Raw genomic sequence first — 13,422 nt, forward strand, 5'->3', positions numbered from 1 at the left:
TCATCCATTTTTACTCGTTCCAAAAGTACGTAATAGCTATGGAAAATCCTCAAAAATACTACGCTTTTTTGTCTTTTTAAAAAAATAAGGATTTCAAGATATAAATAAATAGTTTAACTTTGCAGGCACTTTATAGGTTTGCCCAAATAGACAATAAACCAACAAGAAAATGAAAAAAAGAAATTACCTGCTCGATAGCGAAAACGAAGGTGGAAGAAGCGCATTCTCTGTGATTGCAGATTTTGAGGGGAATGAAGAACAGTTGATGAACATTGAGGTAAAAGAAATCTTACCTGTATTGCCGCTACGTAACATGGTCTTATTTCCAGGTGTAATCATGCCTGTTTCGTTAGGAAGAGCTTCTTCCCTAAAATTAGTGCGTGAAGCCGAAAAGAATAATTCTTATATAGCTGTTGTCTGTCAGAAAAGGTCAGAGACGGAATATCCTTATTTTGAAGATTTGCATCATATTGGTACTGTTGCGAAAATTATCCGTACTCTGGAAATGCCGGATCAGACAACGACAGTTATCCTGCAAGGTTCCAAGCGGATGAACTTGCTGGAAATAACAGAAACTGAGCCGTATCTGAAAGGCCGGATTGAAGTACGCGAAGAGGTCCTTCCGGAAAAAAACGACCGAGAATTCCAAGCTTTAGTAGAAGCCTGCAAGGATCTGACAGTCAGATTCCTTAAGTCATCGGACATGTTTCCACAGGAGTCATCGTTTGCTATACGCAACATAAGCAATCCGATGTTTCTGGTCGATTTTATCTGCACTAATTTGCCATTGAAGAAAGACGAAAAGATTGAACTTCTGCAAATCGATGCCCTCCGTGAACGAACCTACCGTTTGTTGGAAATCCTGAATCGTGAAGTTCAGCTGGCAGAAATCAAGGAGTCGATTCAAATGCGTGCCCGCGAAGACATTGACCAACAACAGCGGGAATACTTCTTGCAACAGCAGATAAAAACTATCCAAGATGAGTTGGGAGGAAACGGACAGGAGCAGGAAATAGAAGAAATGCGGGCCAAAGCCGAGACTATCAAATGGAGTGAAGAAATAAAGACAATCTTTCTCAAAGAAGTCGATAAATTAGAGCGCACCCATCCACAGTCGCCGGATTATAGCGTACAGCTCAACTACCTGCAAACCATGCTCAGCTTGCCATGGGGAGTGTATACAGTAGATAACCTGAACCTTAAGAATGCGGAAAAGACTTTAAACAAAGACCACTATGGCTTAGAAAAAGTAAAAGAACGCATTTTAGAGCATTTGGCTGTTTTGAAGCTGAAAGGAGACATGAAGTCGCCTATCATTTGCTTGTATGGCCCTCCTGGAGTAGGTAAAACTTCATTAGGGCGTTCCATTGCAGCTGCTTTAAAACGCAAGTATATTCGTATGTCCTTGGGAGGTGTGCATGACGAGGCAGAAATCCGTGGTCACCGGAAAACATACATCGGTGCCATGCCGGGTAGAATCATTAAAGGATTGATTAAAGCAGGCTCATCCAATCCGGTATTTATATTGGACGAGATAGATAAGGTTGGTGCCGACCGCCAAGGTGATCCGTCGTCGGCATTATTGGAAGTGCTTGACCCAGAGCAAAACACTACCTTTCATGACAACTTTCTTGATGTCGATTATGACTTGTCGAAAGTAATGTTTATCGCCACGGCCAATAACTTGAACACAATTCCCGCTCCCCTGCTCGACCGTATGGAATTGATTGAAGTAAGCGGTTATATCACGGAAGAAAAAATCGAAATAGCCCGCCGTCATTTGGTACCCAAGGAATTGGAAGCAAATGGAATGAAAAAAAATGACATTAAGTTTCCCAAAGCTACGTTGGAGGCCATTATTGAGAATTATACGCGCGAAAGTGGTGTGCGCGAATTAGAAAAGAAAATCAGTAAGATTCTTCGTAAATCAGCCCGCCAATATGCCACCACCGGCAGTTTTGATAAGGCGGAAATCAAACCTGAAGATTTGTACGATTTCTTAGGTGCGCCAGAATATACGCGTGACAAGTATCAGGGAAATGAATATGCAGGTGTGGTGACTGGACTTGCCTGGACAGCAGTAGGAGGAGAGATATTGTTTGTAGAGACAAGCTTAAGCCGTGGCAAAGGTGGCCGCCTGACTTTGACAGGCAATTTGGGAGATGTCATGAAAGAGTCTGCCATGCTGGCATTGGAGTACATCAAGGCTCATGCTTCACTATTGAATCTTGATGAAGAAATCTTTGATAATTGGAATATACATATCCATGTACCCGAAGGAGCTATTCCCAAAGATGGTCCGTCGGCAGGTATTACCATGGCCACTTCATTGGCTTCCGCACTTACACAACGCAAGGTAAAAGCCAATCTTGCCATGACCGGCGAAATCACTTTGCGCGGCAAGGTGCTTCCTGTCGGTGGAATCAAGGAGAAAATCCTGGCTGCCAAACGCGCTGGTATCAAGGAAATCATCTTATGTGAGGAAAACCGTAAGAATATTGAGGAGATTCAAGACATTTACTTGAAAGGTCTGACATTTCATTATGTAAAAGACATCAAAGAAGTGTTTGCCATCGCACTTACGGATGAAAAGGTCGCCGATGCCATTGACTTTACGGTAAAAAAGAAAGAGGATACCACCACTGAGAGAAAAGTAGAAGGATGACATTTGAATTACAACATACAGATAATAAGACGAATGCCCGTGCCGGGTTGATTACCACTGACCATGGACAAATCATGACTCCCATTTTTATGCCGGTGGGGACAGTGGGAACTGTGAAGGGCGTGCATTTATCAGAATTGAAGAACGATATAAAGGCGCAAATTATTCTGGGAAATACGTATCATCTCTATCTGCGCCCAGGACTTGACATCATTGAGAAAGCTGGCGGACTGCACCAATTCAATGGCTTTGACCGGCCAATGCTGACTGACAGTGGCGGCTTTCAGGTTTTTTCGCTCTCCAGCATTCGGAAATTGCACGAAGACGGAGCAGAATTCCGTTCTCATATTGATGGGAGCAAACACTTTTTCACACCAGAAAAGGTGATGGATATCGAGCGAACCATTGGAGCCGATATCATGATGGCATTCGACGAATGTCCTCCAGGGGATTCCGATTATGAATATGCCAAAAAATCATTGGGATTGACTCACCGCTGGCTGGATCGTTGTATTCAGAGATTTAATGAGACCGAACCTAAATATGGCTATCGGCAGTCTTTGTTTCCCATAGTGCAGGGGTGCGTTTACCGGGATTTGCGTATCCAGTCGGCAGAATTTGTTGCATCTAAAAATGCAGATGGCAATGCCATCGGAGGACTGGCAGTCGGTGAACCGGTAGAGAAGATGTATGAAATGATAGAAGTAGTTAATGAAATACTGCCTAAAGACAAGCCACGCTATTTGATGGGAGTAGGTACGCCGGTCAACATTCTGGAAGGCATCGAACGTGGTGTAGATATGTTTGACTGTGTCATGCCTACCCGGAACGGGCGGAATGGAATGTTGTTTACCAAAGATGGCATTCTCAATATGCGCAATAAGAAATGGGAAGCTGATTTTTCTCCTATTGAGGCAGATGGTGCTTCTTATGTAGACACTTTATATACTAAGGCATACCTGCGTCATTTGTTTCATGCACAAGAGATGTTGGCCATGCAGATAGCGTCTGTGCATAATCTGGCATTTTATCTCTGGCTGACAGCTGAAGCGAGAAAACATATCATTGCAGGTGATTTTGCTACTTGGAAAGCTACCATGGTAAAACGTGTATCAACAAGATTATGAAACGGTTTATCCTACATATAACGAAGAAGATAAAATGGCCGGAGAATATGCCTCTGAAGTTACTGGACTGGTATATTATCAAGAAGTTCCTCGGCACTTATGTATTTGCCATTGTTTTGATTTTATCCATAGCAGTAGTGTTTGACTTTAATGAGAAACAAGACCGTTTCATGTCTCACAATGCTCCTTGGAGTGCTATTATCTTTGACTATTATCTGAACTTCATCCCTTATTTTGCCAACCTGTTCAGTCCGCTCTTTGTTTTTATTGCCGTTATTTTCTTTACTTCCAAGCTGGCAGAAAACTCGGAAATCATTGCAATGTTTTCTACCGGTATGAGTTTTAAGCGCATGCTGCGTCCTTATATGATATCGGCTGCTATTATTGCGGTGGTTACTTTCTGCTTGGGAGCTTATGTCATTCCCAAAGGAAGCGTGACCCGAATTAATTTTGAAGACAAGTATTATAAACCCAGAAAGGTAAATACCGCGCATAATATTCAGTTGGAAGTAGATAGTGGCGTTATTGCTTATATTGACCGTTTTGAGAATTACAGCAACACGGGCTATCGTTTCTCTCTGGATAAGTTTAAAGGAAAGCAGCTTGTTTCCCACCTGACGGCACGAAGCATTACGTATGACACAACAGGGGTTCATAAATGGATTATCAAAGATTACATGATCCGTGAAATGGAGGGCATGAAAGAAAATATCACGACAGGGGCGCGTATGGATACGACCCTCTTCATGGAGCCTTCTGATTTCCTGATTATGAAAAACCAACAGGAAATCCTTTCCAGTCCTCAGTTAAGTGAATATATTGACCGCCAAAGACAGCGTGGCTTTGCCAATATCCAGGAATTTGAAATAGAATACCACAAGCGCATAGCCACATCGTTTGCTGCATTTATTCTTACTTTGATAGGTGTATCCCTTTCCTCGCGCAAAACCAAAGGAGGTATGGGATTGCATTTAGGTATAGGATTGGCTCTGAGTTTTTCTTACATTCTATTCCAAACCATTGCCGCCACATTTGCCGTAAACGGGAATATGCCGCCGGTTATTGCAGTATGGATACCGAATATTCTGTATTCCTTCATTGCTTTCTACTTGTATCAGAAAGCTCCCAAATAAATTTAATCACAAATAGAAGAGATAAAGAAACGGCATCAATCTATGGTGATTCAATTTTGTTACACTTCATCAATAAAGTAAAGGGTATCTTAGAATTATGACAGGTGAAAGTTTGATTGAATTATTGCACAGAGGCAATTATTCTTGCGTCATCGAAAAGGAGGGAGAAGTCCGAACCTTTCAACGCAAAGGTATCATAGATTTATACGAACTCTTCCAGACTGAGCGCTCTTTTCTGAAAGGGGCAACCGTGGCTGATAAGGTGATAGGAAAAGGAGCAGCCGCCTTGATGGTTTTAGGAGAAGTCGGTCATGTATATGCCGACACAGTCAGCGAGTCAGCCGCTACATTCTTCCGCCGTGCAAATATTCCTGTAACTTGGGGAGTACTGGCTCCTTTTATCATCAACCGTAGAGGAGATGGAAAATGTCCTTTGGAAAAGGCTTGTGAGGGAATAGGTACCCCGGAGGCAGCTTATCCCATCATACAGGATTTTGTCCGGCATACATTCGACACAGCATATTAAAATAGCTATCTATCGGATTTCAGATTTTATTAACAATAAAACTATTTCAATGAAAAAGTGTAATTTCAAAATGGCTGCAGCCAGTATGATATGCAGCGCCTTTCTTTTCAGTTCGTGCATTGGCTCTTTTGGTCTTCATTCTAAATTAATCAGCTGGAACCAAAGCATCAGCAACAAATTTGTAAATGAACTTGTATTTGTAGCTTTCAATATCGTTCCTGTATATGGAGTGTGCTATTTGGCTGATGCACTGGTTATCAACTCCATCGAATTTTGGAGTGGCAGCAATCCGATGGCAAGTATCGGTGATGTTAGAACCGTAAAGGGTGAAAACGGAAATTACCTGGTAGAAACCTTAGAGAATGGCTACTCTATCACCAAGGAAGGAGAAAATGAATCTATGCAGCTGATATATAACGCAGAACAGAACACATGGAATGTAGTAGCTGACGGAACAAGTGCAGAGCTTGTAAAATTGAATAATGATGGGACAGCTCAGATGACATTGCCCGATAATGAAAAACTGACTGTCACATTGGATGCGCAGGGAGTTTCAATGGCACGTCAGGCCGCAATGACAGACATGTATCTGACGCAGCGATAACGAAATTCGAAAAGTGCCGCAGAGTTCCTGCCCGACTTTTTTTACCCATCTGTTCCTAATATGTGGGGAGCCGACTCCTCATATATTAGGAATTTTGTTCTAATATATAAGAATCAGACTTCTTATATATCATCAGAATGGATAGCCTACGGCAAAATGAAAGGCAAAGTCTCTTTTAAAATTTGGATGAATAATCGGATAGCGCAGAGGACCGCTCTCGTAAACAGGATTAATAGCTTTCATGCCCCCATCAAAGCGTAAGACAAAGAAGTCTAAATCAAGACGTACCCCCAATCCGTACGCTACGGCTATCTGTTTATAAAACTTATTGAATTCAAATTTACCGCCAGGCTGTTCTTCATAATCGCGCAATGTCCAGATGTTTCCGGCATCAATGAAAGCTGCTCCGCGGAATTTCCAGAAAAGGCGTGTACGATATTCGATGCTGGCATCCAATTTAATATCACCCGACTGGTTTAAGAAATTGTTGTCACCCGGAAAAGAACCCGGTCCCAAATCGCGCACAGACCATCCCCGCACGCTGTTTGCTCCACCCGAGAAATAGCGTTTCTCGAAAGGCACTACCGAAGCATTTCCATAAGGCACGGCAATGCCTGCTCCAAGGTGGAATGCCAAAGAGTTTCGGCTGTCAATCACTATATTTTTTGCAAAGTCCACATCGGCTTTCACATATTGGGCAAATGGAATGCCCAACAGGGCATATTCTCCGTTGGAGTTTTTTCTCATGCCCGTTGCTTTGGCTAAAGCATAAAGCACATTACCTGCCGATTCAAAATTCAGACGAATAGTATAAGAATTGCCTAAAGTGGCATTGTTCATCAAAGCCCGACCGGCACTATTGTATGTATAACTGTATCCTGTCCGCACAATCAAACGGTCTTCGTAGTTGTATTTCAAAATATAGTTCTCTTCCTGTTCCAGGTAAAGGTTCTTGAACGAAGGGTCTATCCATGGCATATACAGATAGTTGATGTCCAACAGGTCCAACCGGTGCTGGGCTCTCATCCGAGTCAGTCCCCAATTATAGCTCCAACCGGCGGAAGCAACAATGCGTGTAAATTCCGGGCGCATTTGATAGTTATATTGCAAACCGAATTCTGTTGTGGCCGATACACGCCGGGTGAAATTGCTGGAGAGGAAAGGAAACAGGAAACGCGGAAAATTAATGGAGGTTTCCGCTCCTAACTCAATGTAGTTCTGATTGTATCCCGTACCTTGCAGCCCCGAAACAGCCTCATACGCTCCGCGCAATTTCAGCATAAAAGCTTCGGAGCCCCGGAACAAGTTGCGGTGATTGTAGGATACTGAAGCTCCCGCTCCCAAATCGCCAGCGGAGTTAGTGCCCTCAACTTCAAACGATATGGATTGTGGCTTGTTTTTTGTGAGCATCACATAGGCATTAAGGCTTGTTGAATCGTTTTGTTGAGTTTCCAGAAAACGTATATTCGTATATTTCAAAGCCTGAAGCCGACCGAAATTGGTATAAGTTCTCTGTACAGACCTGTCATTATACAAATCGCCTGGTTCAAAATGCAAGTTGTTGACCAACACTTGCGGACGCAGGTAAAGTCTGTCTTTAAAATAGATGGGGTATCCCTGGTAGTGCAACGAATCATTCACCTGAATGCTATTCTCGGCAGATGCCTCAAGCATGTTATAATCGGTGATAAAAGATATATGCCGGATGTGATATTGCGGGTGAGGTCCTAAAGAATCCGTCGGCTGACGCCGGTATTGATTCAAGTGTAAAGTCAAATCTACCAGAAAGGTATTGCGTACCGTATCAGCCGTGTAGAACAGATAGTCTTTGTTGAATTTGTAATAACCGTTTCTGAGCAGATTGGCAGTAATGCGCTGGCGTTCGGCATCCAAGACGTTGACATCAAAAAACATGCCTTCGTACAGCAGAGTGTTGGCAGAATCTTTCTGCATATAACTGTTGATTTTCGCGTCGGGAATATCATAACTCAAGGTGCGTACCTTGTAGGGCTTTCCTGTACGCACCCGATAGGTCAACTTCAATTTTTTTTTGTTTACCTCACGCAGAGGTTCTACCGTGGCTCCCATATATCCCATGTTTCGGACAGCCTTCGTGATTTCTTCCGTCGTCCGGGCGGTTTCCTGCTCACTGTAGATGACCGGCGCATCGCCTAAGCGGCGCAATATCCGGTTTATCCAGCGGGTAGTGTCACGGCCGGACCAGTTGTAGACATACAGTTGGGTCTTTATCAAGCTGAACCATTTGGAGTTGGGTTTCTGACGGACGTACATGGACAAATCGGACGAGGTTATATTTTCATTGTCCGTACGTATGCGTACTTCATCCAGTAAATAGGCTCCTTCTGGAACATATTTTGTAGATGAACAAGCTGCCAATAATAGCAAAATAAAGACATACAATGTGCCCCGGATAGTACTTACCATGCCTCCTCTCCCAATTTTATGTTCTATATTTTGCAAATATAACTCTTCTTTTCGGGTTTGTAAAACGAAAATGAAAGAAATAAGAAGCACGAAACATCTTTCCTGACATAAGACTGTAAAAGTCCGACGAAGAAGGGTCCGGTGTTTGGTATGAAGCTGCCAAGCAATTGGCATGATGTAAAAATAATAGGCTGACATCTGCCAGCCTATTATCAAAGAAATCAGTTTGTCCGCTTCTTATTTGTATTCCGCCCACGATTTAATCTGCAGGTCGTCTACCGACATGGTGCAGAAGGCGTTGATGAAAGCGCTGGCCAAACGGGCATTGGTGATAAGCGGAATGTTCAAGTCGATAGCCGCGCGGCGTATCTTATAGCCGTTGGTCAATTCACCTGCTGTCAGGTTCTTCGGAATATTTACCACCATATCTATCTCCTTGCGGTGCAACATGTCGAGTGCCTGGGGCTGACCTTCTTCGCTGGGCCAGTAGACGCGTGTGTTCTCCACGCCATTCTCGGTGAGGAACTTGGATGAACCACCCGTGGCAAAGAGCTTATAACCTTTCTTCTGGAGCATGCGGGCAGCCTGGAGCATTTCAACCTTTTGCTTGGGACCGCCGGTGGAGAGAAGGATGTTCTTTTCCGGTATGCGTTGGCCTACGGACAGCATAGCTTTGAGGATGGCGCAGTTGGTGTCGTCACCCAGACAGCCTACCTCACCGGTAGAAGCCATGTCTACACCCAACACGGGGTCGGCTTTCTGCAAGCGGTTGAAGCTGAACTGGCTGGCCTTGATACCTACGTAGTCGAGGTCGAACAGATTCTTGTCCGGCTTCTCCACCGGAATGCCCAACATGATTTTGGTGGCCAGTTCGATAAGATTGATCTTCAACACCTTGCTCACGAAGGGGAAAGAGCGCGAGGCGCGCAGGTTGCACTCAATGACCTTGATGTCATTGTCTCTTGCCAGAAATTGTATGTTGAAGGGACCGGATATTTTCAATTCTCTGGCAATCTCGCGGCTGATGCGTTTGATGCGGCGCACGGTCTCTACGTAAAGCTTCTGAGGCGGGAACTGAATGGTGGCGTCTCCTGAGTGTACTCCGGCAAACTCGATATGTTCGCTGATGGCATAGGCAATGATTTCACCGTCGCGGGCCACGGCATCCATCTCCACCTCTTTGGCGTGTTCGATGAACTGGCTCACTACTACGGGATGTTTCTGGCTGACGTTAGCCGCCAGTTGCAGGAAGCGTTCCAATTCCTCCTGGTTGGAGCAGACGTTCATGGCGGCACCGCTCAGTACATACGAAGGACGCACCAAGACAGGGAAACCTACTTTCTGCACAAAGGCATTAATGTCTTCCATGCTGGTCAGTGCGCTCCATTCGGGCTGGTCCACGCCGATGCGGTCCAGCATGGCAGAGAATTTGTCGCGGTCTTCAGCGTTGTCAATGCTCTTGGCCGAGGTGCCGAGGATGGGTACATGTTGCTCGTCCAATCGCATAGCTAAGTTATTGGGTATCTGCCCTCCGGTAGAAACAATGACTCCATGCGGGTTCTCCAGGTCGAGAATATCTATGACACGCTCGAAGGTCAGTTCGTCGAAGTAGAGGCGGTCGCACATGTCGTAGTCAGTCGATACCGTCTCAGGGTTATAGTTAATCATCACGCTGCGGTAACCTTGCTTGCGGATGGTGTTCAATGCCTGCACGCCGCACCAGTCGAACTCCACACTGGAACCGATGCGGTAGGCACCCGAACCGAGCACGACAATAGATTTGTGGTCGCCCAGGTAATGTACGTCGTTCTCCGTGCCACTGTATGTCAAGTACAGGTAGTTGGTCTGGGCAGGATACTCGGCAGCCAAGGTGTCTATCTGCTTCACCACAGGCACGATGCCGCGTTGCTTGCGATGCTGCCGCATGGTGACGATGGCGTCTTCCATCTCGCCTTCCATGCCGATGGCTCGTGCCACCTGGAAGTCGGAGAAGCCCTGGCGTTTTGCTTTATATAATAAGGTATCGGGCAGGTCGGTCAGTTGCTTGTGGTTGGCCCCCCAGGCGTGAAGCTCTTTCGAGGTCTGCATGATGTTCATCAGCTTCTCGAGGAACCAACGGTCAATCTTGGTCAGCTCGTGCACCTGGTCGACGGTGTAACCGGCGCGGAATGCCTTGGAGATGACAAAGATGCGCTTGTCTGTCGGCTCGCGCAATGCTTTATCAATGTCGGGGATGACCAGTTCTTTGTTCTCCACGAAGCCGTGCATGCCCTGTCCTATCATGCGGAGGCCCTTCTGGATGGCTTCCTCAAAGGTGCGGCCGATGGCCATGACTTCACCCACGGACTTCATGGAGGAGCCCAGTTCTTTGTCCACGCCGTGGAACTTACCCAAGTCCCAACGGGGTATCTTGCAGACCACGTAGTCCAACGCAGGCTCAAAGAAAGCGCTCGTAGTCTTGGTAACGGAGTTCTTCAGTTCGAAGAGGCCATATCCCAATCCTAACTTCGCGGCCACGAAAGCCAGGGGATAGCCTGTCGCTTTTGAGGCCAAGGCAGACGAACGGGACAATCTCGCGTTGACTTCGATGACGCGGTAGTCTTCCGACTGCGGGTCGTAGGCATACTGCACGTTGCACTCGCCCACGATTCCGATATGACGGATGATGCGTATGGCCAGTTCGCGGAGCTTGTGGTAGTCGGTGTTGGAGAGTGTCTGGCTGGGTGCGATGACGATGGACTCACCGGTGTGGATGCCCAGCGGGTCGAAGTTCTCCATGTTGCAGACGGTGATGCAGTTGTCGTAGCGGTCGCGCACCACTTCGTATTCCACCTCTTTCCAACCGCGAAGACTCTTCTCCACAAGCACCTGGGGCGAGAAGGAGAAGGCTTTTTCAACCAGCACGTTCAGTTGCTCCTCGTTGTCGCAGAAGCCGCTGCCCAAGCCTCCGAGGGCATAGGCGGCACGGACAATGACGGGATAGCCCAATGCTGCAGCGGCACGGCGGGCGTCTTCGGCGTTTTCTACCGCCTCGCTCTTGATGGTCTTCACGTCAATCTCGTTCAGACGCTCCACGAACAGCTCGCGGTCTTCCGTGTCGATGATGGCCTGCACCGGCGTGCCCAACACACGGACGCCGTACTTCTCCAGTACACCGCTTTTGTAGAGTGACACGCCGCAGTTCAGTGCCGTCTGTCCGCCGAAGGCCAGCATAATGCCTTCCGGGCGCTCCTTCTGGATGACCTTCTCCACGAAGTAAGGCGTGACAGGGAGGAAGTAGATTTGGTCGGCCACGCCCTCTGACGTCTGCACGGTGGCGATGTTGGGGTTGATGAGGACGGTCTCGATGCCCTCCTCCTTCAGGGCCTTGAGAGCCTGAGAGCCGGAGTAGTCAAACTCGCCTGCCTCACCTATCTTCAGTGCGCCGCTGCCCAAGAGCAGCACTTTCTTTATGTCTGTTGGTTTCATATCTTTTTCTGTTAGGAGTTGGTTAGAATATAAAAATATTTACAGATATACCCTCTGCAGGCTAAGGTCAGACCTTTGGTATGATTATCCCCGACTTGGTTCTGGTTCCCTACGGGAATGCTCATTCCCAATGTGTTAGGTAAAACAGCCTGCATGGTAACAAATGCTTACTAAAGCAGCTTCACGAACTCGTCGAACAAGAACTCCGTGTCTGTCGGCCCTGAGGCTGCTTCGGGGTGGAACTGCGCGGAGAACCAGGGATTCGTGCGGTGGCGGATGCCCTCGTTCGAGCCGTCGTTCATGTTCACGAAGAGAGGTTCCCAGTCGGCGCCCAGCGTGTTGTTGTCCACCGCATAGCCGTGGTTCTGGCTGGTGATGAAGCAGCGCTCCGTTCCTACCATGCGTACAGGTTGGTTGTGGCTTCGGTGTCCGTATTTCAATTTATAGATTTTCGCCCCTCCGGCCTTGCTAAGGAGTTGGTTACCCATGCAGATGCCGAAGATGGGGAGCTTCTCATTGGCCATAGCCCGCCGGATGTTCTGCACGGCGGCATCGCATGTGTCCGGGTCTCCGGGACCGTTGGAAATGAAGAGGCCATCGAACTCCAAGCCGTTGAAGTCGTAGTCCCAAGGCACACGGATGACCTCTACGCCCCTCTTGATAAGACAGCGGAGAATGTTCGCCTTGACGCCGCAGTCGACAAGAACCACCTTCTTCCCTGCCCCTTCGTTGTAACGGATGACACTCTTGCAGGACACTTTGTCTACATAGTTCACGCCAGAGTATTGCGCGGTGGGTATGTTGTCCGGTTCATCATCGAAGACAATCTTGCCCATCATCACGCCATGCTCTCGCAGGGCCTTGGTCAGTGCTCGCGTGTCGATGCCGGTGACACCGGGTATGTGCTCGCGCTTGAGCCAGTCGCCCAGACTCTCTACAGCGTTCCAATGGCTGTAGTTCTCGCTGTAGTCGCTTACGATGATGGCCTCGGCATGAATCTTCTCGCTTTCCATGAAGTGAGGCAGCCCATTCTCAGCGAAGGTGAAGGGCGGCACACCATAGTTGCCCACCAAGGGATATGTCAATGTCATCAGCTGCCCGGCATAGCTTGGGTCGGTCAGGCTTTCGGGGTATCCCGTCATCGCCGTGTTGAAGACCACCTCGCCCGCCACGGGCTTCTCATAGCCGAACGACTGCCCGTGGAAGCGGGTCCCGTCGTCGAGGATAAGGGTTACGTTTCTCATTCTTTATCTGATTCGTTAGGATTGTTGTCTTTGTTATTCTTCTTAATTCTTTTCATCGCAGGCCCCACCAGTCCGATGCACACGCCAATGGGTAGCCACAAACCGATATTCTCGAAGATGATGCCGAACGCCACACCGAGTGCTATGCCCATGGCCAGCCACTCGCCCGCGATGTCGGGTTTCTTCTTTCGTCCTTCGTTCTTCATTTAT

9 protein-coding genes are annotated in these 13,422 nt (G+C 47.2%); 5 read left to right on the top strand and 4 right to left on the bottom strand.

Going from position 1 to position 13,422, the window contains the following annotated elements:
- The first annotated feature begins 169 nt into the window (after window positions 1-169).
- The 5 genes from lon to B5F34_RS07595 all read left to right on the top strand — a co-directional run bounded on the left by lon (window position 170) and on the right by B5F34_RS07595 (window position 6,055).
- Window positions 170-2,665 (top strand): endopeptidase La, encoded by a 2,496-nt coding sequence (gene lon, locus B5F34_RS07575; RefSeq protein WP_087336814.1) that lies wholly within the window; start codon window positions 170-172, stop codon window positions 2,663-2,665.
- On the top strand, window positions 2,662-3,792 hold the full coding sequence (tgt, locus tag B5F34_RS07580; protein WP_087336817.1) for a tRNA guanosine(34) transglycosylase Tgt: 1,131 nt from the start codon (window positions 2,662-2,664) through the stop codon (window positions 3,790-3,792). The genes lon and tgt overlap by 4 nt, the downstream gene beginning before the upstream one ends.
- Window positions 3,789-4,925, top strand: coding sequence for an LptF/LptG family permease (locus B5F34_RS07585; protein WP_087336820.1), 1,137 nt, complete (start codon window positions 3,789-3,791; stop codon window positions 4,923-4,925). The genes tgt and B5F34_RS07585 overlap by 4 nt, the downstream gene beginning before the upstream one ends.
- Before the next feature lie 97 nt (window positions 4,926-5,022).
- A complete protein-coding gene (locus tag B5F34_RS07590) occupies window positions 5,023-5,451 on the top strand; it encodes a DUF1893 domain-containing protein (RefSeq protein WP_087336823.1) in 429 nt (142 codons plus the stop codon).
- 49 nt (window positions 5,452-5,500) lie between these two features.
- Window positions 5,501-6,055 carry a DUF3332 domain-containing protein gene (locus B5F34_RS07595; RefSeq protein WP_087336825.1) on the top strand — a complete coding sequence of 185 codons (555 nt, stop codon included), beginning with the start codon at window positions 5,501-5,503 and terminating at the stop codon, window positions 6,053-6,055.
- Between the two features lie 132 nt (window positions 6,056-6,187).
- On the opposite strand, the gene B5F34_RS07600 is transcribed toward B5F34_RS07595, so the two are convergent.
- The 4 genes from B5F34_RS07600 to B5F34_RS07615 all read right to left on the bottom strand — a co-directional run bounded on the left by B5F34_RS07600 (window position 6,188) and on the right by B5F34_RS07615 (window position 13,418).
- Window positions 6,188-8,500 (bottom strand): BamA/TamA family outer membrane protein, encoded by a 2,313-nt coding sequence (locus B5F34_RS07600; RefSeq protein ID WP_087336828.1) that lies wholly within the window; start codon window positions 8,498-8,500, stop codon window positions 6,188-6,190.
- Between the two features lie 237 nt (window positions 8,501-8,737).
- On the bottom strand, window positions 8,738-11,968 hold the full coding sequence (gene carB, locus B5F34_RS07605; protein ID WP_087336831.1) for a carbamoyl-phosphate synthase (glutamine-hydrolyzing) large subunit: 3,231 nt from the start codon (window positions 11,966-11,968) through the stop codon (window positions 8,738-8,740).
- 170 nt (window positions 11,969-12,138) lie between these two features.
- Window positions 12,139-13,212, bottom strand: coding sequence for a glutamine-hydrolyzing carbamoyl-phosphate synthase small subunit (gene carA, locus B5F34_RS07610; protein ID WP_087336834.1), 1,074 nt, complete (start codon window positions 13,210-13,212; stop codon window positions 12,139-12,141).
- Window positions 13,209-13,418, bottom strand: a complete 210-nt coding sequence (locus B5F34_RS07615; protein ID WP_087336837.1) for a hypothetical protein — start codon at window positions 13,416-13,418, stop codon at window positions 13,209-13,211. Before B5F34_RS07615 ends, carA begins: the two co-directional genes overlap by 4 nt.
- Window positions 13,419-13,422 lie beyond the last annotated feature (4 nt).

Origin of the sequence: Mediterranea sp. An20, from assembly GCF_002160055.1 — a bacterium.
Classification (GTDB): Bacteria; Bacteroidota; Bacteroidia; order Bacteroidales; family Bacteroidaceae; genus Bacteroides; species Bacteroides avicola.